Raw genomic sequence first — 23317 nt, forward strand, 5'->3', positions numbered from 1 at the left:
TTCGTATGACTGTATCGAGTGCGCCGGGCAAAGTGTACCTCTTCGGCGAACACGCCGTCGTCTACGGCGAACCCGCCGTCCCCTGTGCCATCGAGCGGCGAGCGACGGTGTCCGTCGAGGCCCGGGACGACGACCACGTACGCGTAGAGGCGTCGGATCTCAGTCTCGACGGCTTCACCGTCGAGTACGCGGGGGCGACCGACGGCCGGCCGGACGTCGACGTGCCGGCGTCGCTGGTCGAGGCGGCGATGGGCTACGTCGACGCGGCGGTCGAACAGGCTCGCGAGGCCGTCGACCGGCCCGACGCCGGCTTCGACATCTCCGTCGAGAGTTCGATCCCGCTCGGGGCGGGGCTTGGCTCCTCGGCCGCGGTGACGGTGGCCGGCATCGACGCCGCGACACGCGAACTCGGTCACGAACTCCCGGTGCGGGAACTCGCGAACCGCGCCTACCGCGCCGAGGCGGCGGTCCAGGACGGACAGGCGTCGCGTGCCGACACCTTCTGTTCGGCCCTCGGCGGCGCGGTCCGGGTCGAGGGCGACGACTGTCGGGCCATCGAGGCGCCGAATCTCCCCCTCGTCGTCGGGTTCGACGGCGGCGCCGGCGACACCGGCGAACTCGTCGCCGGCGTCCGCGCGCTCAAAGCCGAGTACGACTTCGCGGCCGACACGGTGTCGACCATCGGTAACCTGGTGCGCACCGGCGAGCAGATACTCGACCCCGAAAACGAGGCCGAGGGCAGTCTCGCGGAACTCGGGCGGCTCATGAACTTCAACCACGGCCTCCTGGCGTCGCTCGGCGTCTCCTCGCGGTCGCTCGACAGCATGGTGTGGGCGGCCCGCGAAGCCGGTGCCCACGGTGCGAAACTCACCGGTGCCGGCGGCGGCGGCTGTATCGTCGCCCTCGATCCCACCCCGGAGACGTTGACGGCGCTCCAGTTCACGCCGGGGTGTGAGGAGGCCTTCCGCGCCGAACTCGCGACCGACGGCGTCCGGAGGGAAGCGTGACGACCGTCCTCAAACTCGGCGGGAGCGTCATCACCGACAAGGACCGCCGGGAGACACTCGACGGCGACGCCCTCTCGGCGGCGACCGACGCTGTCGCCGGCGCCGTCGCCGATACGGACCTCGCCTTAGTCCACGGCGCCGGAAGCTTCGGCCACCACTACGCCGAGAAACACGGCGTTGGGGTGACCGAGGGGACGACCGACGCGGGCGCGGCCCTCGAAGTTCACGGGTCGATGACGACGCTCAACCGCTTTGTTCTCTCGCGACTTCACGACCGGGACGTGCCGGCCTTGCCCGTCCACCCGCTCTCGGCGGGCGCCCGCGACGCCGAGGCGACGCTTCAACACCCCATGCAGACGGTTCGGACGATGCTCGGCGAGGGCTTTGTTCCCGTCTCACACGGCGACGTGATCGCTCACGAGGGGCGCGGGGCAACGATCATCTCGGGCGACGAGTTGGTGGCGCGGTTCGCGACGGAACTGGACGCCGACCGGGTCGGCCTCTGTTCGACCGTCGACGGCGTCTACGACGCCGACGGCGCGGTGATCGACCGCATCGACGACTTCGCGGACGTGGCCGACGCCCTCGGCGGAAGCGACGCCACCGACGTGACCGGGGGGATGGCCGGCAAGGTCCGTACCCTCCTCGAACTCGACGCGCCGGCGTACGTCTTCGGCGCCGACGACCTGTCGGCCTTCCTCGCCGGCGACGAACCGGGGACGCGCATCGACTGACGGCCGGCGGTCGTGGTACCACGACCCTCGCAAGGGTTATCCCCGAAGCGGCTGTACGTTTGTTTGCAATGGCAAACGGTAAGGTTGATTTCTTCAACAACACTGGCGGCTACGGTTTCATCGAGACTGAGGATGCTGACGACGACGTTTTCTTCCACATGGAGGACGTTGGCGGTCCGGACCTCGAAGAAGGACAGGAACTCGAATTCGAGATTGAGGACTCCCCGAAGGGTCCGCGCGCGACCAACGTCGTTCGCAACTAAGACGACTTTCGACCCGTCGCTTCGGAGCGGCGGATACCCCGACCCATTTTTTATGCGATCCACGCCGCGTAGCGGCGACACCGGCGTGTTTCCGTCGGCGGACCGCCACTCGACTCGTGGCCACCGACGATAGATGGGAAGCCGACGCTTACGCCGCCGAGACCGGCGGACGGCGCTATGACGCCGAGTGCGCTAACACTCCACCCGCACCCCGTCACGGGCGAAGCGCACCTCGCCGTCGTAGCGGCGTTCGACCGCCGCCAGCATCTCGTCGTGGCGCCCCTCCGTGTGTGGATAGAGGTGGGTCAGGTAGACCCGACCGTAGTCGTGGTCCGCGAGGGTTTCCCCCAGCGTCGAGGGCGTGGGGTGATTCGAGACGTCGACGTCGTCGGGAAAGGAGCAGTCGTGGACGAAGACAGCGGAGCCGTCGGCGAAGGCAGCCATCCCCTCGAAGGCCTCCGTGTCGCTACTGATCGTGAGGTCGCCGTCCGCGCCCGCGACCCGGTACGCGAGACCGTCGATGGAGTGCCACGTCTCCCGTGCGCGGACGTCGAACCCGGCGACGGCGAACTCGTGGGGACCCACCTCGCGCACCCGGAGGTCGACCCGGCCGTCGAGATACTCGAAGGTGGCGAGCAGGTCGTCGACCAGCGCCTTCGTCCCGCGAGGGCCGACGACTTCGAGCCACTCCTCGCCCGCGAGCCACCGCGCCTTCAGCAGTGGCAGGAGGTCGGCGACGTGGTCCAGGTGATGGTGGGTCAGGAGCACCGTCGAGACGCCCTCGTAGCCCGCGTCGGTGCCCGCGAGACGCTGGAGAACGCCGGCGCCACAGTCGACCAGCAGACGCCGGTCCTCCCGTTCGAGCAACAGACCGGTCTGTGCCCGGTCGGGGACCGCCATCGCGCTCCCGGTGCCGAGAAAGGTGAGCTGCATGGGTCGGCCTTGTCGAGGGCGGGCAAAACTGGTTGTGGTGCACACCGACGCTCACGCCTCGTCGGGGCCGAAAACGTCCGCTGTCCGGCGGCTATGGCGACGACGTCCGTCTTTCCGACCGTGACCGGGTGCTCACCGACGAGGGGTGTGACGCGAAGACGAACCCACGCGGCGCCGGCGCGTCTGCTCCGATCAGGGCGCGAGGCGGTTCTTCCGGCCCTTCAGGTGGTTCTCGTAGTGCTCGAAGGTGATGGGACACCACTCGGCGGCCAGTTCGAGGATGGACTCGGTCATCCCCCGGACCTCCCACTGGCTGTCGGCGGCGGCGCGCATGTCCGCGACGTGCATCAGCATGCGGACGTTGAGCGACATGACGATGTTGACCTCGGTGCCGATGGGGAGGACGAAGCGGGCGTCCTCCGGTGGCATCCCCAGGTCGAGGAGTTTCTGATAGGACTCGACGGAGTCACGGACCGTCTCGCGGAACACGCGCTTGCGCTCGGCAACCGTCTCCTCGTCGACGGAGCCACTCGACTGGTTGCGACCGATCCAGTCGGGGTCGACCGCCGACGGTGGCGTCACCACCATCGCTCCCTCCTCGACGTCGGCGGGGTCGACGTCGTCGAAGGAGACATAACGCATACTCTGGATGTCGAAACTGGCGTGTCGGTGGCGCGTGATCTGGGCCATACACGACCGGCTGACGCCCTGGATAGCGAAGGTCGCCTGCGGGTGTTCGAACGGGCCGAAGTGACCGTGATCCAGCAGGTGGCCGATCAGCGTCTCTCGCTTCTCCTGAATCGTCTCGCCCTCGATGTCCTCCATGGCCTCCTCGAAGGAGATATCGCCGACGAACTCCGAGAGGTAGTCGTTTCGCGCCGCCGAACAGATCACCCGCTCCGGATCGGGCGTCGCTTCGAGCAGTTTGACCTCCATAGCTTCGAGGCGGGCGCCAGGCTACTTGAAGGGTCGGGAGTCTCCGACCGGTCGCCGAGACCGACGCCCCCGAGCGGACGTTTCTTGCCCGTGCGCCGACGAGAGGGCACGATGGCGAACCTGCGACGCGTCGTGACACCCGACGGCCGACCGTGGCCGGTCGTGAGGGGGCCGACGTGGAACTCGTAACCGTCGCCGCGGTGGCAGCGAACGGCGTGATCGGCAGCGACGGCGGCCTGCCGTGGCCGTCGATTCCGGCCGACAAGCGCCAGTACAGGGAGCGCATCGCGGACGCACCCGTGATTCTCGGTCGACAAACCTTCGAGTCGATGCGCGACGACCGCCCCGGAACCGCCCAGGTCGTGTTGAGTCGGTCGACGACGGAGTACGACGGCGCGTCGGCCCACCACGCCGCCGACGTCGACGACGCGGTGGCGACCGCCGAATCACTCGGCGGCGACCGAGCCTACGTGATCGGCGGTGCGTCAATTTACGGCCTGTTCCAGCCCCACATCGACCGGATGGCGCTCAGTCGGATTCCCGGCGCGTACGACGGGGACGCGCACTTCCCCGACTGGAACCCCGAGGAGTGGACCGTCGTCGAACGCACCGAGTACGCGGACTTCACGCTCGAAGTGTGGGTTCGGAACTAGTCGTGCGGCCGCGGACACCGCCAGCCGGTTCGACGGTGGGTCCGGGATACGGCCGCCCCTCACACCGGCGGTCGGCGAGAGCGAGGACGAACCGTTCAAGCCCCGAGGGGCGGTAGGGAACTCACATGACCGACATCGAGAACCTCGCGGCCGACGTGCAGGCGTTCACCAGCAACGTCTTCTTAGTCACCGGTGACCGGACGGTCCTCGTCGACGCCGGCGCGAACTTCGACGTCGTCGCCCGGATCGAATCGCGGATCGACACCCTCGACGCGGTCGTTCTCACCCACACGCACCCCGACCACGTCGGCAACGTCGATTCGGTTCATACGGCCTTCGGCGTCGAGACTTGGGGGTTCGATCCGGACCAACCGTCGGTCGACCGCGAACTCGACGGGACCGTTCGCCTCGGCGACGACGACTTCACCGTCCTCCACACGCCGGGCCACAAGGACGACCACGTCTGCCTGTACGCGCCGTCGACACGGGTCTGTTTCGCGGGCGATCTGGTCTTTGCCGGCGGCTCCTTCGGGCGGACGGACTTAGAGGAGGGAGATCGACGGACGCTCGTCCAAAGCATCGACAGGCTCCGGGAGACCATCGATCCTGACCTCGCGGCGCTCCATACGGGCCACGGGCCGAGCGTCACGACGGACGCCTACGCGACGGTCGAACGGGCGGGACAGGCGGCGCGGATGGGCTAGTCCGTCCGCAGGCCGTAGTAGCCAGGGTCGTCGTCGGTCGGCGGTTCGCCGATGACCAGGTCGTCGGCGTTGATCATCACCCACGGCACCGCCCAGTCGACGATGACGGCTTCGGTCCCCTCGTCGACCTCGGCGTCTGGCTCTAGGCCCTGTAGTAGGCGCGCAATCTCCTGGATCGTGTACATCTGCTCGGGATCGAGCAACTCCTCGGGCGTGTAGAACTCACAGGGGTATATCTCCTCGAACGACTCCTTGGATCGTGGCATGAGCGGCGATACGCGGGCGACCACGTAAACGGTACCGACTGTAGCGTGGCTGGACGATGAGTGCGAAAAAAATCTGATCGGCCGAGTCGTCGCGTGGCGACTGCCGCTTACTCGAACAGTTCGACGGCCTGTTCGCAGCGAGCGCTCGGCTCCTCCCAGTCGACGACTTCGAAGAAGTTCTCGACGAAGTCGCCGCGGGCCGGACCGTAGTCGTGATAGTAGGAGTGCTCCCAGACGTCGAGCGCGAGGATGGGATGTGCACCCCAGAGTGCGCCCTCGTCGTGGTTGTCGACGACGACGTTACGAAGCTGGTTGGAGAAGCTGTCGTAGACGAGCAGGGCCCAGCCGCTGGCGTCGCCTGCGGCGGCCTCGAACTCACCCTTCCAGGCTTCGTAGGACCCGAAGTCCTCCTCGATCCGGTCAGCGAGCGCGCCGGTCGGCTCGTCGCCACCCTCCGGCGACATGCTGTTCCAGAACAGGTCGTGGAGGATGTGCCCCGACCCGTTGTGGGTGACGTTTCGGATGGCACCCGCGGAGGACCCGAAGTCGTGATCCTCGCGGTTCTCCTCCAGCGTCTCCTCGGCGCTATTCCAGCCGTTGACGTAGCCCTGATGGTGGGTGTCGTGATGCCACGTCAGTACCTGTTCGGAGATGTGCGGCTCCAGCGCGTCGTAATCGTACGGAAGTGGATCGAGTTCGTAGCTCATTGGAATAACCTCCATACAAATGATGTATCGGGACGCTGTTAAGCTTTGAGGAAACGCACGCTAACACGCCACACGGGCGCTCGGGTGGATGGACAGACCCTTGTGGTGGGGTGGCCGACGGGGAGATACGATGCGTGGATGGCGCGGTGTCGGCCTAGTGAGCGGGTGGCAGACGGTCGCTAGTCTCTGTTTCTACGCAATCTTCGCTGCGACGGCTTTCCTCCGGGACGACTTCGGCCTCTCGCGCACCCTCGTCGGCGTCACCATCACCGCCACGATGCTCGGCTACACCCTCCTGCTGTTCGTGATGGGGGCACTCGTCGACGGCTACGGCGAGCGTCCGGTCATGATCGGAGGACTTCTCGCCCTCGGCGCCGGCACGACCGGGGTCGCGGTCGCACCCAGCTATCCGGCGCTCTTGGTCGCGTTGCTGGTGATCGGTGGCGCCTACGCGGCGGCCATGCCCGCGACCAACCGTGCGGTTCTCGCGGTCGCACCGCCCGGCCGCCGCAACCTCGCCATGAGCCTCAAACAGGTGGGCGTGACCGTTGGGAGCGGGCTGGGGGCCGTGTTGGTGACGTGGATTGCCGCCACGCGCTTCGCGTGGCGTGGCGGCTTCTTCGTTGCGGCCGCGACGGCCATTCTGGTCGCCGTCGCCTTCGGCTACTGGTATCGCGGCGACGGCGGTCACGGGTCACTCGGGCTGCCCGACGTCCGTGGGTTGCTCGCCCGGCCGGACTACCGCACGCTCGCGGCTGCGGGCTTTTTTTACGGCGGGACCATCTTCACCACCACCGCCTACGTCGTCCTCTATCTCACCGAGTCGACGCGGGTCGCCGCCGGCGTCGCGGGGACGACGCTCGCGCTGGTCCAGTTGACCGGGAGCGTCGGCCGGATCGGCGGGGGCGCACTCGTCGACCGCCTCCCCGGAAGCGACGCCCGGGCGAGCGCGCTCGTTCTCTGTGGGCAGTCACTCGGCGGCGCGGCCTGTCTCGCCGCCGTCACGCTCGTCGACGGGCCACTCGCCGCCGCCGCGGGCTTCGGCGCCCTCGGACTCTTTCTGTTTGGCATCCCCGCCACCTACTACGCCTGCATGACGGCGCTCGTCCCCACGGACCGCGTCGGCGAGGCGACCGCTGGCGGCCAACTCACGATCAACGCCGGCGGCTTGGTCGCCCCGCCCGCGTTCGGCTATCTCGTCGACACCGCCGGCTACACCGCCGGCTGGAGCGCGCTCGCGGCCGGGGGCGCGCTCGCCGCCCTCCTCGTCGGGTGGTTGCTCCGCCTGACCGAGACCTGACAGGGCCTACTCGGGCGTCCAGCGGTCGCCCCGTCGCTCGTACTCCAGGCCATCGGCGACGCTGTCTGCCGTCTCCCGGTCCGCGACCCGCTCGATCAGGTGGAGCGCCAGATCCAACCCGGAGGTGATCCCTCCGGCGGTCACTACGTCGCCGTCGTCGACGACGCGGGCGTCGACGACACGGGCCTCGGTCGCCCGCAGGTCGTCGAGCGCGCCGTGGTGGGTGACCGCTGGCCGCCCGTCGAGCAGACCGGCGCGAGCGAGCAACATCCCGCCGGTGCAGACGGCCGCGAGCGTCGCCCCCGCGTCGTGGACCCGTGCGAGCGCGTCGGGGATGGCGCCGCGTTCGGCCTCCGCCCACGCTCCCCGCTCGCGGCGGTCGTTCCACCCGCCACCGGGGACGACGACCAGATCCGGCGGGTCGTCGGGGTCGAGGCGTCCGTCGGGGTCGATCCGGAGGCCGTGGGCGGCCGTGATCCGGTCTCGCTCCTCCAGCGTGACGAGTGACGTCTCGACGGGCGCACCCGCGTCGGCCGCCATCCCGAAGGCCTCGAAGGGCCCGACCGCGTCCAGTTCGTCGAAGCCGTCGTAGACGAGTATCGCTACCGTCGTCATGTCCCGACGGTCGCGCCGGGTGACAATAGACCCCCTGCCCGGAGTATATATCCGAGGCCGCCGAACTGCTCGGCATGGCGACGATCAAGGATAGCGTCCACGACCACATCGAGGTGACGGGCGTGGCCGAGGAGTTGCTGGACACGCCGGCCATGCAGCGGCTCCGGCGAATCCGCCAGCTCGGGACCGTCTCGCTGGTCTATCCGTCGGCCAACCACACCCGCTTCGAACACAGTCTCGGGGTCTACCACCTCGCGAGCCAGGCGCTCGATCACCTCGGCGTCGCGGGGCGGACGGCCGAACGGGTCCGGGCCGCCGCCCTCCTCCACGACGTGGGCCACCCTCCCTTCAGCCACAACGTCGAGCACCTCCTCTACCGACGGACGGGCAAGCTCCACGACGACGTGGACGAACTCGTCGCGAGCGGCCGAGTGGGGGCTGTCCTCCGGGATCACGACCTCGATCCCGCCGCCGTCGCCGACCTGATCGCCGGCGACGGCCGGTACGGGCAACTCGTCTCCGGCGAACTCGACGTCGACCGGATGGATTATCTCGTCCGCGACGCCCACCACACCGGCGTGCCGTACGGCACTATCGACCACGGCCGGCTGGTGCGGGAACTCACCTTCCGGGACGGCGAACTCGTCATCGCGGAGGGGAACGTCCAGACCGCCGAGAGCCTCCTGCTCGCCCGGGCGCTGATGAACCCGACGGTGTACCAACACCACGTCGCACGCATCGGGAAGGCGATGCTCCGGCGGGCGACCGAGCGCCTCGTCGACGACGCCGGCCACGACCCGGAGCGCGTGCGCCGGTGGGACGACGCCGACCTGCTGGTGACGCTTCGCCGGACCGACGCGACGGCCGCGCTGGCCGACCGTCTCTCGGCCCGTGATCTCTACAAGCGGGCCGTGTGGGCCGAACTCGACGACGTGCCCGCGTCGCTCCGCGAGGCGGACCACGAGCGTATCAGAGAACTGGAGCGGGCGGTGGCGACCGACGCCGACCTCGACCCCGGCGCGGTGATCCTCGATGTGCCGCCGGCGCCGGAGATCCGCGAGTCCTCGTCGCGGGTCGTCGTCAACGGCGAGATCCGGCGGCTCGACCGGCAGTCACCGTTGGTCTCCGCGCTCCGGACCGCGGGCCGCAACCAGTGGCGCTTCGGCGTCTACGCGCCCGCAGGCGCCGTCGACCGCGTCGGTCGGACGGCCGTTCGAACTCTCGGTCTCGATATCGACGGGGCGCTCGTCTCGGACGTGCGCCGTGGTCTCGACGCCACGCTCGACGAGTTCGGATAGCTTCAAGGCCCGCGCGCGAGGCGGTGTGGATATGCAGATCGAGGGCACCGTCCTCCGAGGACGAGAGTTCGACCCCATCGAGGGCCGCGTCGTCGTCGAGGACGGCGAAATTGTCGCCGTTGAGGAGGCCGCCGTCGAGAGCGACGCGGTCGTCTGTCCGGCCTTCGTCAACGCCCACACGCACATCGGCGACTCCATCGCCAAGGAGGCCGCCGTCGGACTCTCCCTCACAGACGCCGTCGCGCCGCCGGACAGCCTGAAACACCGGCGGTTGGCCGCGGCAGACCGGACCGAACTGGTGACGGCGATGCGCCGGACGCTCCGGTTCATGGGACAGAGCGGGACGGCATCCTGCCTGGACTTCCGGGAGTCGGGGGTCGCCGGCGCACGCGCGCTTCGGGATGCCGCTCGGCCGGTGGACGTCGATCCGTTCATCTTCGGGAGCGAGGACCCGTCCGTTCTCGACGTCGCCGACGGCTTCGGGGCCAGCGGGGCCAACGACGACGAGTTCTCCGCGCAGCGTGCCGCGGCCGAGGAGCGCGGCGTTCCCTTCGCCATCCACGCGGGCGAGCCTGACGCGACGGATATCGACCCCGCGCTCGCCCTAGAGCCGGACCTGCTCGTCCACATGGTTCACGCCCAGGAAGACCACCTCGAACGGGTCGCCGACCGGTCGATCCCGGTTGCCGTCTGTCCGCGCGCGAACACCGTCTTGGACGTTGGACGCCCACCGATTCGGAAGCTGCTCGATCACACGACCGTCGCGTTGGGGACGGACAACGTCATGCTCAACGCGCCGTCGATGTTTCGGGAGATGGCGTACACCGCAAAGGGGTTCGACGTGACCGCGCGCGAAGTCTTAGCGATGGCGACGACGGCCGGCGCCGAAATTGCTGGCCTCGACTGCGGTGTCGTCGCCCCGGGACGCCCGGCGAAACTGCTCGTCCTTGACGGCGACTCCGACAACCTCGCCGGCGCGCACGATCCGGTTCGCGCGGTCGTCCGACGGGCGGGGGTCGACGACGTCGAGCGGGTCGTGTTGTAGTCGGTCGGTCGCCTTGGAGACCGCCGTCTACCCGTCCGTGACGCCCGTGTGTCCCGTTGGCTCGGTCGCCACGGGTCCCTCGCGTCCGCCAGGCCCTTCCTCTCGAACCTGGAGGTACGCGGACGCCATGATCCCGTAGAGGACGGTAAAGAGGATGCTATTCAGCGTGTTCGAGACGAGTTCGGCGACCACCGGGGAGCGCGCGAGATCTAGCACCGTGCCGACCGCTCCGACCACGCCGCCGAGCACACCCGCGAGGATCACGACGACGGCGAGTTTCAGTCGTGCGCCACGCGAGAGCGCCCAACTCCGCTTGAGGGCGCCGATCCAGCCGCGGTCCTCGACGCCGACCGCGAAGATGACGAACAGAAAGCAGGCTGCGAGGAAGATTCCGGGCACCAAAATCAGGGCCAACCCGAGCGTCACGGCAACCCCAACGACCAGCCCGCCCACGAGCATCGACAGCGTCGCGCGGCCGATCCGGCGCGTAACCAGCGTCGACGGGAGCGTCGAAAGCTCCGCCGTCGGGCGGGCGAGCGCCCGCGACAGAACGACGAAGTACGCGGAACTGAGCACGAGGACGCCCACGAAACAGACGCCGGCGACGGCGCCGGGAATCGGGAGGGTCAACCCGAGTAACGCCTCGAGTTCCCCCGCCGGTCCAGCCGGGAAGATATCCACCACCGCCGTGTTGATCAACGCCTGGGTCAGCAACTGAATCACGATCAGCCCGACGAGCAGGAGGCCGCCGGTCCGGGTCATCACCCGTTCGATCCCGTCGATACACGTTCGGCCGAGTTGGAGGGCCATAGTGATGACTCCATTCCACGACAGCATAAACGGCACCGTAAGCTCATACCGTTATTTTACCATCTGCGCCGGGGTGTCGCGCCACGACTCGACGGGACACGGGGTGACGGTGTGTGCCTCCCGGCCGGAGCGAGCGCGGTCGGTGTCAAGAGTTATGTGTCAAGATATGATACCAATACACATGGTCGCGTACGAACGTATCCTCGTCCCCACCGACGGGTCGGACGGCGTCGAGCGAGCCATCGGGCACGCGATAGCGGTGGCGGAGATTCACGACGCGACCGTACATGGGCTGTATGTCCTCAACTCCGACGCCTACGCGGGGCTGGCGATGGAGTCCTCGTGGGAGAGCGTCGACGGCCTGCTTCGGGAGGATGCCGAGGCGGCCGTGACGCGAGTCCGGGAGATTGCCGTCGAGCGCTCCGAGACGGACGAGCCGACGGTCCCCGTTCGGACGGCGGTCGTCGAGGGGAAGCCGAGTCGGGAAATTGTCCGCTACGCCGAGGCAAACGACTGTGACCTCGTGGTGATGGGCACCCACGGGCGCGGTGGCATCGACCGCCTTCTCCTCGGGAGCGTCGCCGAGGGAGTCATCCGCGCCTCGTCGGTGCCCGTGACGACCGTCCCCGTGGAGAACTAGGCCGGCCGCAGATGCTCACAGTCGCCCGCGTGGACGACACGCTCGCCGTCGTCGGTTCGGACGACCAGCGCCCCCGGGAACTCGATGTCGACGGCCTCGCCCTCGACGGTCCCGCCGGGTGTCTCGACGCGGACCACCCGTCCGAGCGTGACGGCGTGTTCGCGCCACGCCGAGAGCACGGCGTCGGGGTCGAGACCGTGGAACGTCTCGACGACCCGCTGGCAGAACCGCCGCCGGTCGGTGTCGCCGCCCGCGGCGCGAACGCTCGTCGCCCCCTCCGGCAGGGTCGCCCCGGCCACGTCGACGTTCGCGCCGATTCCGACGATCAGCCAGGCAACCCGGTCGGACTCGCCCTCCATCTCGGTCAACACGCCCGCCAGCTTTCGCTCTGATCCGGCGAGCAACACGTCGTTCGGCCACTTGATGACGGCGTCGACGCCTGCCGCCCGACAGGCGCGGGTCACGGCGACGGCCGCCGCGAGCGTGAAGACGGGCGCGTGAGCCGTTGGTCGGCCGGGGGCGAGCAGGAGGCTCGCGTAGACGCCGCCCGGCGGCGAGTCCCAGGTGCGGTCGAGCCGTCCGCGACCCCCGGTCTGTTCGCCCGCGACGACCAAGCGGTCGCTCACCCCCGTGGCGGCGCGTTCGCGAGCCTGGTCGTTCGTGCTCGGGAGGCGGTCGTGGAACTCGACGGCGTAGGGTGCCTCCAGGCCGTAGGCGATGGCGTCGGCGCCGTAGTCGGGGACCGACCGGACGGCGTAGCCGTCGGCGCCACTCGCCACCTCGAACCCCGCCTCGCGGAGCGCCTCGATCTGCTTCCAGACCGCCGCCCGCGAGACGCCGAGGCGGTCTGCGAGCGTCGGTCCCGATATCGGCCCCGTCGCGGCCGCGAGTTCGTCGAGGAGTCGCCGCCGGGTGTCCCGCTCGCCGCTCATTCGAGGACGACCAGCGGGTCACCCATATCCACGCTCTCGCCTTCCTCGACGAGAACCTCGGCCACCGTGCCGCCGCTCTCGGCGACCACGTCGTTTTCCATCTTCATCGCTTCGAGGACGAGCACCACGTCGCCGGCTGCCACCTCGTCGCCCGCGTCGACCTCGACGGCGAGAATCGTCCCCTGCATCTCGGCCTCGATACGCTCGCCGTCGCCGGCGGCCGCGCTCCCATCCCCGGCGTCCTCGGCGGCGTCCGGGCGCTCCATCCCTCCGCCGCCAGTCCCGCTTCCCGCATCGGTCGGGATCGGCGGTGCCCCCCGTTCTTCGAGGTTCACCTCGAAGCGCTTGCCGTTGACCTCGACGGTGAAGTCGCGTTCGGTCACCGTCTCGTCCTCGTCGCTCTCGTCGCCCTCCTCTGTGTCGGGGCCCCAGCGCTCGACCGCGCGGTCGATCCGCGCGGGGTCGAGTTCCTCGTCGAGGTAGTTCGTCGTGTGCGTCCCCCCGGTGAACCGTTCGTCGGTCACCATCAGCCGGTGGAAGGGAATGACGGTGTGAAGCCCCTCGACGTCGAACTCGCGGAGCGCACGCTCCGAGCGCGCGAGACACTCCTCGCGGTCGCCCGCGTGGACGATCAGCTTCGCGATCAGGGAGTCGTAGTCGCCGCCGATTTCGTCGCCTTGCCGGACGGCGTCGTCGACCCGGACCCCGATCCCGCCCGCGGGGTCGTAGGTGTCGAGGCGGCCGGTCGCGGGCGCGAAGTCGTTGGCGGCGTTCTCGGCGTTGATCCGAAACTCGATGGCGTGACCGTCGATTTCGACGTCCTCTTGAGTGAATCCGATCTCCTCGCCCGCGGCGACCCGCAGCTGTTCTTTGACGATGTCGATGCCAGTGATCGCCTCGGTGACGGGGTGTTCGACCTGGATCCGCGTGTTGACTTCGAGGAAATAAAAGTCGCCGCCGGCGACGAGAAACTCGACGGTGCCGGCGTTCGTGTAGTTGGTATCGGCGATGCCCCGCCGTGCCGCCTCGCCGATCCGCTCGCGCAGGTCGTCGGAGAGCGCAGGGCTGGGTCCTTCTTCGACGACCTTCTGGTGGCGCCGCTGGAGCGAGCAGTCCCGCTCGCCGAGGTGGCGGACGTTGCCGTGGTGGTCGGCGACGATCTGTACCTCGATGTGTCGGGGTGCGTCGAGGTAGCGTTCGAGGTAGATGGAGTCGTTGTCGAAGTAGGCCTCCCCCTCGCGTTTGGCGGCGTCGAACTGCGCTTCGATGTCGTCGGGGCCGTCGACGATTTTCATGCCGCGGCCCCCACCGCCGCCCTCGGCCTTGATCGCCACCGGATAGCCGTGTTCCTCGGCGAAGGCGGCCACCTCCTCGGGGTCGTCGATGGGGTCGGTCGTCCCCGGGACGACCGGGACGCCCGCGTCGTCCATCGCGCGCCGGGCTTTCGTCTTCTCGCCTAGCTGCTCCATCGCCGTCGACGGTGGGCCGATCCACGTACATTCGCTGTCCTCGACGCGGGCGGCGAACGACGCGTTCTCGGCCATGAAGCCGTACCCTGGGTGGATGGCGTCGGCGTCGGCCTTCCGGGCCGCCTCGAGCACCGCTGCTTGGTCGAGATACGAGTCTGCCGCCCGAGCCGGCCCGACGTTGTACGCTTCGTCGGCGTAGCGAACGTGACCGGCGTGTTTGTCCGCCTCGCTGTAGACGGCGACCGTCCGGACCCCCAACTCCTCGCAGGCACGCATCACGCGCACCGCGATTTCGCCCCGGTTGGCGACGAGGACTTTGCGGAACATATCCCCCCTTTCAGGCGATTCCCCCGTTAGTGTATCGGTGGGGTCGGCGGACGCGTGGCCCAGACTGTCTCCTTGCCGCCGGTTCCGATCCGAAATCGAACGTGGGTGTCGATCCGTCATGCGTCGGATTCTGTACCTATGTGGCCCAATAACCGACCGTTCGGTCGCTCCGGTGTGTCCCGTCGCCGGCGCCGAATCCAAACGGCCTTATGCGAGTGAGACGCATGGACTCGTATGTCAGTACGAGTCGGCATCCTCGGTGCGACCGGTGCGGTGGGACAGCGGTTCATCCAACTACTCGACGGTCATCCGACGTTCGAACTCGCGGCGCTCACCGCCAGCGAGGACAGCGCAGGCAAACCGTATCGGGAGGCGGCGAAGTGGCGAGTCGACGCTCCCATCCCCGTCGACGTGGCCGAGATGACCGTCCGGGAGACGACGCCGGCGGCAGTCCCGGACGACGTCGACCTGCTCTTTTCCTCACTTCCCTCCAGCGTCGCCGTCGACATCGAAGAGGACTTCGCGCGCGACGGCTACGTCATCTCCTCGAACTCCTCGAACGACCGACTGGCCGAGGACGTGCCGCTGACGATTCCCGAAATCAACCCCGGACACCTCGACTTGATCGAGGTTCAGCGCGACGAGCGCGGGTGGGACGGCGCCCTCGTCAAGAACCCGAACTGCTCGACGATCACGATGATCCCGCCGCTCGCGGCACTCGATGCGTTCGGCATCGAACGCGTCGACGTCGCCACGTTGCAGGCCGTCTCCGGCGCCGGCTACTCCGGGGTCACCTCCATGGAGATCATCGACAACGCCATCCCCCACATCGGCGGCGAGGAGGACAAGATGGAGACCGAGAGCCGGAAACTGCTCGGCGACTTCGATGGCGCGGAGCTTACCTGGCACGACATGGACGTCGCAGCCTCGTGTAACCGCATCCCCACGCTCGACGGCCACCTAGAGAACGCCTTCGTCGACCTCGAATCCGACCCGGACGTGGACGAAATCGAGGACGCGATGCGGGAGTTCCCCGGTATCGACCTGCCGAGCGCGCCGAACCAACTCATCCACGTCTTCGATGACCCCGAGCGACCCCAGCCCCGGATGGACCGAACCCGCGGCCAAGGGATGCAGATCTGTGTCGGCGGCGTCCAGTCCACCGACCACGGCATCAAGTTCAACTGCCTCGCTCACAACACCGTCCGCGGCGCCGCCGGTGCCAGCCTCCTGAACGGCGAGTTGCTGGTCGAGAACGGCTACCTGTAGCTCACTCCAGCAGCCGAGCTTCGGTAAAGGAGAGGTACGCGAAAAAGGAGAGCGCGAGCAGTAGCATCCCCGCCTGCATGTACACTCCCTCGTAGACGAACTTCACGATCAAGACGACGGCGCCGACGATGATCGTCCGGAAGAGGAGCGAACTCAAGAGGACGGTGAGCGGGGGCGACACGTCGACTGTTGGGCGCCGACCGGCAAAAACGCGCCGCCCGGATATCGGACAACGCTCATTACGGTGCCCGTTCGTGTGTTCCTATGAGCACCGACGACGGGGCGGACACGCCGGCCGAGGGAAGCGACGATCTGTCGGAGAGCGGCGTTGGCGACGGGCGAGAGAAACACGTCCGCGTCGTGACCGCGGCCGGCAAGGAGTTCGACCACGACAAGGTCTTCCTCCGGCATACCGAGACGGAGTATCTCATCTGTGCCGACCCGGACTTCCCACCTGCCGAGACGACACGGTATCGGAAAGACGACCTCCATCGCGCGGAGATCACACAACACCACTCCAACTGTTTTATTACGACCGCCACTGCGGGCGAGGGACCCACCCTCGAGTCGCTGCGTGGCTTCCGGGCCGACGTGATGGCGCCGACCCGCTCGGGGCGGGCGCTGCTCCGCGTGTACGAGACGGTGAGTCCGCCGATTGCCGCGACGTTGGCTCGGCACCCCGACGCGGGACCGACCCGTGCCGTCCGTCGGTTGGTCGACACCTGCGGCTCGCTGGCGGATCGCCGTGATCGGACCGGCAGCGTCGGGCAGGCGGCGCTCTCCGTAGTCCTGATCGCGCTCTACGTCGTCGGCGTCGTCACCGCCGCCGCGGGCCACGTCTGGCTCCGCGGGCGGGAGGCGTCGTCGCCTAACTGAAGAATCGCGCGACGTTCTCGCGAGGGGCGAACCCCCAGCCCGACTTGACGACCACGTCGAAGGGTCGCCCGTCGGCCACCTCGCGCAACTCGGCGGCGAGGGCGTCTGTGTCGTCGTTCTCGTGGAGTCGGTAGGCGTGGGATCGCTCCGTCTCGTCGGCCGGATAGACGGTGAGCTTCGGCCGACCGAAGCGGCCACCGCGGTGGAGCAACACGCGGTCGATCCCCTCGTCGCCGAGCCAGTAGACGGTGTCCGCCTGCAACAACACCTCGTCGAGGCCGTGGACGTCGTAGACGTCCTGCATCGCGCTCGCCTCGCGGCGGTGTTTTTTGGTTCCCAGTCCGAACATGGGCGTGATGTAGCTGTACTCGGCGAGGTGCAGTCCGTCGCTCGCAAAGAAGATGTCGGCCATCCGCAGCGGGAATGAGCCGGCCATCCCGAAGTGGACGTGGAGTTCGACCTCGATGTCGGTCGTCGGGAGGTCCTCGAACTCGTCGAGGTCGACCCCGAGATCAGACTCGGCGGCGTCGGTCTCCGCCCCGGCCTCAGACGCCATTCGCGTCCCCCAGTTCGGTGCGGTAACCCATGTACGCAAAGAGGAACGCACCGAGCACAAAGAAGCTCCCGGTGAGGGGGTTGACCTCCATGGCGACGTAGATGCCGATTGCCAGCCCGACGACGGCCGTCGCGATAGACGCCCGGAGACGCAGCGAGTACGTCTCCGCCGACTCGCCGGTGGCGTCGACGTGGTCGCGTCCCACCCGGCGCTCGCCGAGGTACGTCACGATCATCAGCCCGAGGCTCACGGCGACGATGGCGGTACGAGCGCCCGGCGAGAGTTCCGTGCCGTAGGCTCGTTGGAGCAAGAGAGGAATGCCGATGGCGATCAGCCCACCGAGATAGATGAACAGGCGATAGGTGACCAGCAACCGCAATAGGGTCCCGAACGGACGGTCCGGTGACTGTGTCTGGGATGCCATGGTCTCACTTGACGACGAGGATAAATAAAAAACGGTTGGTCGGTCGAGCGACGCGTTACGAGAGGAAGCCGCGTGCGTCCTCCGAGCCCTCGACGGTCCCGGAAGCGCTCATCTTCCCGGTCGCGGAGCGATACATCGTGTAGACCTGCACGACGAGTGCGAACACCCATAGCGCGTAGCCACCCGGACCGCTCCCGACGATACCGACCGTCGTCTCGAACGCCGGGAAGTTCAGTCCGTAGGACTGTGGCGAGTTGAGCACGCCACCGATCAGGAGGATGGTGAAGTAGCCGAAGAAGCCGGTCGCCCACCACATCGCGACGATGCGCCCCCAGCCGGGCTGGGTGTGTTCGGGCAGTCGCGTCGAGTTCAGGATGGTCACCAGCGCGTTGTACGGCCACATCATCGCGCCGGCGATGGCGGCACCGATGACCAGCAGGATCCACGGCTGCTGGAACTGCGCGACGATGATGAGGATGCCCCAGAGGGTAAACAGCGTCATCAGGCCGAGGAAGACCCGCGAGAGGTCCCAGCCAGCACCGCGGCCGTACCCCTCGAAGATGATGTCGACGCTGTTGCGCACGAACGCCTCGAAGATGGCGTACTGGGTGCTGAACAGGGCGATGAAGATGACGACGTACATCAACTGTTGCTGGACGGCGCCGAGCTGCGGGATGATGACGTCCAGCCACATGTTGATCGCGCCCTGGTCCGTGCCGGTGGCGTACTCGGCGGAGATGGTCATCGCGACCGTCGCAACGACGAGCAGGCCGACGACGAAGGTGAGGAAGTGCTCCTGTTGAGTGACCTTCCACCACTGCTTCCAGCGGAGGAGGTTCTTCTTCGTCGGTTCGAAGGTGAAGCCGCCGTGGACTTCCTCGGGGTCGGCACCGCGAAGCGGGTTTTTGACCCGGCCCTGGTAGGTACCCATGCCGTACCCCTTCTCACGGGCCCAGATGCCCTGTGCGAGGTTGATATATCCGCCGGCGCCCGCGTACGCGAGGCCGCCGAGGAAGGTGGCGATGTCCATGTTCTGCGGGAGCGCGCCGAAGTTGACGGCGCCACCCGGAACACTGGCGAACTGGCCGATAGAGCCGGCGACGAACGCCAGGATTACCGCGCCGAAGATGGCGAGGAACATCATCACCAGTTGTGCCTTCTCGATGGCGTTGTACAGGATCGGCCCGGCCTGGTAGCTGAGCCAGATGACGACCATCGTTGCGACGCCGATGATCGCCCAGTTATCGCGGGGAACGATCCCGGTCCAGACGGCGAATACTTCCGATGCACCGGCCGCCCAGCCGGGCCACCCGACGTGGAAGAACCCGGCCACGAGGAAGAACCACGGCCAGAAGCTGTTCATCCGGTCGAACGCCCGGAAGATGCTCTCCCCCGTGGCGATGGTCCAGCGCTGAATCTCCGTGTTGATGAAGAACTGGGTGATCACGCCCACCCAGAAGGCCCAGTACAGGCCCCAGCCGTTCTGGGCGACGAGCGTCGGCCAGAACATCGTCTCCCCGCTCCCGAGCGACGCGCCGAGCATGATGGCGCTCGGACCGACGAGGTGGGACACCTTCGGGACCTTCGGCATGTCGTATTTCCGGAATCCCCATTTGCCGTCGGTCGACGGGTACTCACTCGTTTCAGGTGCGACCTCGAGTGCGTCGTAGTCGACGTCCCGATACACCGTTGCACGATACTGCTCACCGACTTCGGCGGTCGTGTGGATGTCTTCTTCCGTCAGACCACCGTCGGTTTCGACTCGGTTTTCGTCGTGGGTATCTGTCATTGTCTCCCCTGGTTGGATGGGATCATACTTCGTGGGTCATGCTACCATCGTCTGTGCGATCCATGTTATCCAGGATTGTCATATCATAAATAATCATCGATGCATGACAACGTCGCAATATCTACCGTCCGATAACCGCGCGAAGATGTAACTAAACGGGACGTGAACGGCTCTCCGGATAGAACGCGACGGACGGTTGGTGATCGGATTCCTGTCAGTCGTTGGCGACGCGAACCGTCGCCCCCGCACCGCTCGGGAGGGCCGACAGGGGGCCGATGTCCTCGAGGTGGGCAACGACGGTTACCGGCGACGCAGCCCGCGGCGTCGCGTCCGTACTCGCCGGGGTCGGCCCCCAGAACAGACAGAGTACCGATCCCTGTGGCCAGTAAGCAATCGTGCCGGGGTCGACCGCCGTCTGCGGATTCTCGGGGCCGACGTCGACCGGCACGCCGAAGTAGAGTTCGTCGCCCCAACGGGTGGCCTCGCCTTCGAGTGGGAAGGCGGTGGCCAGCGCTCGGCGGGTCTCGGGGCTCTCGTCGGCCCACGCGGCCTCGACCGCTCGACCGTCGACGACAACGGTGAACGTCCCCTCGCTCGTCACAGCGCGTCGGAGAGTTTCTCGACCGGATGTGGCGGGTGGTCGTCGTACTCGTCGCCGAGTTGGGAGCGACAGGAGGCACCCGGCGCGGTCACCTGATCGCCCGGACTCTCCTCGACTTCCTCGAACAGCAGGCTCCCGATAGCCTGCGAGATGTCGTAATGCTCCTCGTGGTAGCCGAAGGAGCCGGCCATCCCACAGCAGGTCGTGTCGAGCGGGTCGACGTCGTAGCCCGCACCCTGCAGAACGCCGAGGGCGTGGTGGTCCTTGTTCGTCGCCTTCTGGTTGCAGTGGCCGTGGTACGACAGCGACTCCCGGGGCGTAGCGAACTCGACTGTCTCGGGCAGGCCGGTCACGTCGGCGTACTCCATGATCCCGTAGGCGGCGTCGGCGACAGTTTCGACGGCCGACCCCGAGAGCAGGTCACGGTACTCGTCCTGGAACATGACCGCGTCCGAGGGTTCGATGAACACGACCGACCAGCCGTCGTCGACGGCCTCCCGGAGCGCGGAGACGTTCTGCTCGGCGCGCTCGCGGCAGAGGTCGAGCATGCCCGAGGAGAAGGCCGCCCGACCCGAGGGGGCCACGTCGTCGGGGATGCGAACGAAGACGTTGGCCGCTTCCAGCACCTCGATTGCCGCCTTCCCCGCGTCGGGGTAGATGTAGTTCGTGTAGGTGTCGGGGAAGAGCAACACCTGATCTTCCGCGTCGCTCGGGGCCACCTGACAGCGGCCGCGTCGCTCGAACCAGGCTTCGAGGCTCTCGCTCGCGAAGGTCGGCAGTTCACGCTCCTGCGAGATACCGATTGCCTCCTCCATCACCTTGCGCGCGCCCGGAATCTTGGGGGCGACGTTCGAGATGGGGGCGAGCATTGAGCCGACCTTCGATAGCGTGTCGATGTTGGCGAACACCCGCTCGCGCAGGCTGATGCCTTCCTCTTGGTGGTACTGGTGTTTGACCTCGGTTTTCAGCTTCGCCATGTCGACGCCGGTCGGGCAGTCGCTCTTACAGCCCTTACAGCCGACACAGAGGTCCATGACCTCCTCTTGGAAGCGGTCGGAGTAGATTTCGTCCTCGTCGAGTTCGCCGCTGATCGCCGCTCGAAGCATGTTCGCGCGGCCGCGGGTGGTCTGGATTTCCTCTTCGCTGGCCCGGTACGTCGGGCACATCACTTCCGAGTCCGTCTGTCGGCAGGTCCCACAGCCGTTACAGAGTTCGACGAGGTGTGAGAAGCCGCCCTCGTCCTCGAAGTCGAGTGCCGTCTGCGGTTCCACCGACTGGTAGTCGACGCCGTAACGCAGGTTCTCTCGCATGTCGGCGCCGACGCCGCGCTCGGAGTCGGGACCGATGTCCTCGGGGCCGTCGCGGTAGACCACGTTACCCGGGTGCATGTGCCAGTCGGGGTCGAACGTCGTCTTCAGTTCCTTGAACGCGGTCCAGAGTTCGTCGCCGTACATCTTGGGGTTGAACTCCGTCCGCGCCATCCCGTCGCCGTGCTCGCCGGAGAACGATCCGTAATGGTCGAGCACGAGGTCGGTGACGTCCTCGGTGATCGAGTGCATCTTCTGGATGCCGCCGTCGTCCTTGAGGTTGAGGATGGGGCGGATGTGGAGCGTCCCGCTCCCGGCGTGAGCGAAGTAGGCCGCGGAGGTGCCGTGATCCTCCAGAACCTCCTCGAACTCGAAGACGTATTCGGACAGTTCCTCGGGTGGCACCGTCGCGTCCTCGATAAACGGATACGGCTTGGGGTCGCCTTTCATCCCCATGAGCAGGGGGATAGCGGCTTTCCGAAGCTTCCAGATGTCGGCCTGGTCCTCGTCGGTGTAGGCTTCGATGGCGTGGAAGGCGTCGCCGTTCTCGACGAAGTAGTCGTTCGTCTCGGCGATGGCCGCCTCGAAGTCGTCGACGAGTTCCGAGTCGAACTCCAGCATCAGCGCCGCCTTCGTCCCCTCGGGGATCATCTCGACGTACTGGGCGTACTCCGTCGAGTCCGCGGCGAGTTGGAACACCTCGTCGTCCATGAGTTCCACGGCGCCGACGTCGAAGTTGAGCGCCTCGGGGACGGCCTGCATCGTCTCCACCAGGTCGTCGAAGCAGTAGAGGACGAGCGCCGTCTCCTCGGGAAGCGTGACCAGCGACACCTCGGCCTCGACGATGACGCCGAGGGTCCCCTCCGCGCCCACGAAGAGCTTCGAGAGGTTGATGACCTCCTCTCCCGCGTCGTTCTCGTAGATGACCTTCTGGAGGTTGTACCCCGACACCGAGCGCTTGAGGTCGGGGTACTTCTCGTCGATCTCCGCCTCGTGTTCCTCGACGAGGCGGCGAGTCGTCTCGTAGATCTGAGCTTCCAGCCCGTCGCCCGAAACCTTCGCCTCCCACTCGTCGCTGTCGAGGACGACCTCCTCGGTGTGGATCAGCGACCCGTCGGCGAGCACCACGTCGAGTTCCTCGGTGTAGGCGTCGGTGATCCCGTAGCGCACCGAGTGTGCACCGGTGGAGTTGTTACCGATGCCGCCAACGACCGTCGAGCGGTTCGAGGACGCCGGATCGGGGGCGAACTTCAGGCCGTGGTCTTCCAGTTGCTTGTCGAGGTGGTCCTGTACGACGCCAGGCTGGACGACCGCCCGCTGGCCGTCCGGATCGACGTCGACGATGTCGTCCATATATCGCGTGAAGTCGACGACGACACAGCCCGGGCCGACCGTCTGGCCGCCAAGCGAGGACCCTGTCCCGCGCGGCAGGATCGGCACGCCGTGTTCGGCGGCCGTCGCCACGGTGTGTTGCACGTCGTCGACCGTCTTCGGCAACACGACCCCCGCGGGCTGCGCTTGGTAGATGCTTCCGTCGGTCGCGTAGAGCACCTGCGCGTACTCGTCGAAGGAGACGTCCCCCTGCACTCCCTCACGGAGGTCTTCGGCCAGTGCCCGATACTCCTCGGCGTCGGGGTGTTCGTGCCCCAGCGAATCCGCCGAAGCGTCTAATCCCGTTGATCGTTCATCAATGGCCATGCGTCCCACACCGGACTGAGCCTGTATAACTCCTACGCTACGGTGGTAGAGCAGCCCCTCGCCGTCTTGCATTCTACATGAACGTTCCCGTGAATACTCGCCGGGAGCGATAGAAACCTACACGAACGATCACACACGATGTGTCGGATCGACACACC

General features: G+C 67.3%; 25 protein-coding genes. 11 read left to right on the plus strand and 14 right to left on the minus strand.

The annotated features are described in order from the left end of the window. Positions 1-5 precede the first annotated feature (5 nt). From mvk to NO878_RS00555, 3 genes are all read left to right on the plus strand, one after another. A complete protein-coding gene (gene mvk / locus NO878_RS00545; RefSeq protein ID WP_256404015.1) occupies positions 6-1007 on the plus strand; it encodes a mevalonate kinase in 1002 nt (333 codons plus the stop codon). Further along, on the plus strand, positions 1004-1741 hold the full coding sequence (locus tag NO878_RS00550) for an isopentenyl phosphate kinase (RefSeq protein WP_256404016.1): 738 nt from the start codon (positions 1004-1006) through the stop codon (positions 1739-1741). Before mvk ends, NO878_RS00550 begins: the two co-directional genes overlap by 4 nt. A 68-nt stretch (positions 1742-1809) precedes the next feature. Beyond that, complete coding sequence (locus NO878_RS00555; RefSeq protein WP_157690875.1) at positions 1810-2004, plus strand: cold-shock protein; 195 nt, start codon at positions 1810-1812, stop codon at positions 2002-2004. Positions 2005-2196: 192 nt separating this feature from the next. On the opposite strand, the gene NO878_RS00560 is transcribed toward NO878_RS00555, so the two are convergent. Both NO878_RS00560 and thyX read right to left on the minus strand, forming a co-directional pair. Next, complete coding sequence (locus NO878_RS00560) at positions 2197-2937, minus strand: MBL fold metallo-hydrolase (RefSeq protein WP_256404017.1); 741 nt, start codon at positions 2935-2937, stop codon at positions 2197-2199. A 192-nt stretch (positions 2938-3129) separates the two neighbouring features. Next, positions 3130-3873 (minus strand): FAD-dependent thymidylate synthase, encoded by a 744-nt coding sequence (gene thyX / locus NO878_RS00565; RefSeq protein ID WP_256404018.1) that lies wholly within the window; start codon positions 3871-3873, stop codon positions 3130-3132. Between the two features lie 176 nt (positions 3874-4049). Here thyX and NO878_RS00570 point away from each other — a divergent pair, with 176 nt between their 5' ends. Both NO878_RS00570 and NO878_RS00575 read left to right on the plus strand, forming a co-directional pair. Next, positions 4050-4526, plus strand: a complete 477-nt coding sequence (locus NO878_RS00570) for a dihydrofolate reductase (protein WP_256405442.1) — start codon at positions 4050-4052, stop codon at positions 4524-4526. A gap of 125 nt (positions 4527-4651) precedes the next feature. Then, positions 4652-5230 carry an MBL fold metallo-hydrolase gene (locus tag NO878_RS00575; RefSeq protein WP_256404019.1) on the plus strand — a complete coding sequence of 193 codons (579 nt, stop codon included), beginning with the start codon at positions 4652-4654 and terminating at the stop codon, positions 5228-5230. On the opposite strand, the gene NO878_RS00580 is transcribed toward NO878_RS00575, so the two are convergent. Both NO878_RS00580 and sod read right to left on the minus strand, forming a co-directional pair. Next, positions 5227-5496, minus strand: coding sequence for a DUF5827 family protein (locus NO878_RS00580; RefSeq protein WP_256404020.1), 270 nt, complete (start codon positions 5494-5496; stop codon positions 5227-5229). The two genes, NO878_RS00575 and NO878_RS00580, sit on opposite strands and share 4 nt — an antisense overlap. A 107-nt stretch (positions 5497-5603) precedes the next feature. After that, positions 5604-6203, minus strand: a complete 600-nt coding sequence (sod, locus tag NO878_RS00585; RefSeq protein WP_256404021.1) for a superoxide dismutase — start codon at positions 6201-6203, stop codon at positions 5604-5606. A 130-nt stretch (positions 6204-6333) separates the two neighbouring features. Between sod and NO878_RS00590 the strand changes: the two genes are divergently transcribed. Further along, on the plus strand, positions 6334-7503 hold the full coding sequence (locus NO878_RS00590; RefSeq protein ID WP_256404022.1) for an MFS transporter: 1170 nt from the start codon (positions 6334-6336) through the stop codon (positions 7501-7503). 6 nt (positions 7504-7509) lie between these two features. On the opposite strand, the gene NO878_RS00595 is transcribed toward NO878_RS00590, so the two are convergent. Then, positions 7510-8118, minus strand: a complete 609-nt coding sequence (locus NO878_RS00595) for a DJ-1/PfpI family protein (RefSeq protein WP_256404023.1) — start codon at positions 8116-8118, stop codon at positions 7510-7512. Between the two features lie 74 nt (positions 8119-8192). Between NO878_RS00595 and NO878_RS00600 the strand changes: the two genes are divergently transcribed. Both NO878_RS00600 and NO878_RS00605 read left to right on the plus strand, forming a co-directional pair. Beyond that, complete coding sequence (locus tag NO878_RS00600) at positions 8193-9416, plus strand: HD domain-containing protein (RefSeq protein ID WP_256404024.1); 1224 nt, start codon at positions 8193-8195, stop codon at positions 9414-9416. 31 nt (positions 9417-9447) lie between these two features. Then, positions 9448-10461, plus strand: coding sequence for an amidohydrolase family protein (locus tag NO878_RS00605; RefSeq protein ID WP_256404025.1), 1014 nt, complete (start codon positions 9448-9450; stop codon positions 10459-10461). 27 nt (positions 10462-10488) lie between these two features. Here NO878_RS00605 and NO878_RS00610 read toward each other — a convergent pair whose 3' ends face one another. Further along, entirely contained in the window at positions 10489-11271 is a 783-nt protein-coding gene (locus NO878_RS00610) for a DUF7847 domain-containing protein (RefSeq protein ID WP_256404026.1), read from the minus strand. A gap of 181 nt (positions 11272-11452) precedes the next feature. On the opposite strand from NO878_RS00610, the gene NO878_RS00615 reads away from it, so the two are divergent. Then, the gene (locus NO878_RS00615; protein ID WP_256404027.1) at positions 11453-11911 is read left to right on the plus strand and encodes a universal stress protein; all 459 of its coding nucleotides are present in this window, start codon (positions 11453-11455) and stop codon (positions 11909-11911) included. On the opposite strand, the gene NO878_RS00620 is transcribed toward NO878_RS00615, so the two are convergent. Together NO878_RS00620 and NO878_RS00625 are read right to left on the minus strand one after the other, a co-directional pair. Continuing rightward, positions 11908-12843 carry a biotin--[acetyl-CoA-carboxylase] ligase gene (locus tag NO878_RS00620; protein WP_256404028.1) on the minus strand — a complete coding sequence of 312 codons (936 nt, stop codon included), beginning with the start codon at positions 12841-12843 and terminating at the stop codon, positions 11908-11910. The two genes, NO878_RS00615 and NO878_RS00620, sit on opposite strands and share 4 nt — an antisense overlap. Further along, entirely contained in the window at positions 12840-14639 is a 1800-nt protein-coding gene (locus NO878_RS00625) for an acetyl-CoA carboxylase biotin carboxylase subunit (RefSeq protein WP_256404029.1), read from the minus strand. Before NO878_RS00625 ends, NO878_RS00620 begins: the two co-directional genes overlap by 4 nt. 234 nt (positions 14640-14873) lie before the next feature. On the opposite strand from NO878_RS00625, the gene asd reads away from it, so the two are divergent. Continuing rightward, positions 14874-15908 carry an aspartate-semialdehyde dehydrogenase gene (asd, locus tag NO878_RS00630; protein ID WP_256404030.1) on the plus strand — a complete coding sequence of 345 codons (1035 nt, stop codon included), beginning with the start codon at positions 14874-14876 and terminating at the stop codon, positions 15906-15908. A gap of 1 nt (position 15909) precedes the next feature. Here asd and NO878_RS00635 read toward each other — a convergent pair whose 3' ends face one another. Further along, positions 15910-16089, minus strand: a complete 180-nt coding sequence (locus NO878_RS00635; RefSeq protein ID WP_256404031.1) for a hypothetical protein — start codon at positions 16087-16089, stop codon at positions 15910-15912. A gap of 83 nt (positions 16090-16172) precedes the next feature. Between NO878_RS00635 and NO878_RS00640 the strand changes: the two genes are divergently transcribed. Then, the gene (locus NO878_RS00640) at positions 16173-16784 is read left to right on the plus strand and encodes a CFI-box-CTERM domain-containing protein (protein ID WP_256404032.1); all 612 of its coding nucleotides are present in this window, start codon (positions 16173-16175) and stop codon (positions 16782-16784) included. Here NO878_RS00640 and NO878_RS00645 read toward each other — a convergent pair. From NO878_RS00645 to NO878_RS00665, 5 genes are all read right to left on the minus strand, one after another. After that, positions 16777-17340, minus strand: coding sequence for a hypothetical protein (locus tag NO878_RS00645; RefSeq protein WP_256404033.1), 564 nt, complete (start codon positions 17338-17340; stop codon positions 16777-16779). The genes NO878_RS00640 and NO878_RS00645 overlap by 8 nt on opposite strands. Next, positions 17330-17764, minus strand: coding sequence for a hypothetical protein (locus tag NO878_RS00650; RefSeq protein ID WP_256404034.1), 435 nt, complete (start codon positions 17762-17764; stop codon positions 17330-17332). Before NO878_RS00650 ends, NO878_RS00645 begins: the two co-directional genes overlap by 11 nt. Before the next feature lie 55 nt (positions 17765-17819). Beyond that, the gene (locus NO878_RS00655; RefSeq protein WP_256404035.1) at positions 17820-19553 is read right to left on the minus strand and encodes an Nramp family divalent metal transporter; all 1734 of its coding nucleotides are present in this window, start codon (positions 19551-19553) and stop codon (positions 17820-17822) included. Positions 19554-19767: 214 nt separating this feature from the next. Further along, positions 19768-20154 carry a cyclophilin-like family protein gene (locus tag NO878_RS00660; protein ID WP_256404036.1) on the minus strand — a complete coding sequence of 129 codons (387 nt, stop codon included), beginning with the start codon at positions 20152-20154 and terminating at the stop codon, positions 19768-19770. After that, the gene (locus NO878_RS00665) at positions 20151-23159 is read right to left on the minus strand and encodes an FAD-binding and (Fe-S)-binding domain-containing protein (RefSeq protein WP_256404037.1); all 3009 of its coding nucleotides are present in this window, start codon (positions 23157-23159) and stop codon (positions 20151-20153) included. The genes NO878_RS00660 and NO878_RS00665 overlap by 4 nt, the downstream gene beginning before the upstream one ends. Positions 23160-23317: the final 158 nt, after the last annotated feature.

It is taken from the genome of Haloplanus ruber (genome assembly GCF_024494725.1).
In the GTDB taxonomy this organism is placed as follows: domain Archaea; phylum Halobacteriota; class Halobacteria; order Halobacteriales; family Haloferacaceae; genus Haloplanus; species Haloplanus ruber.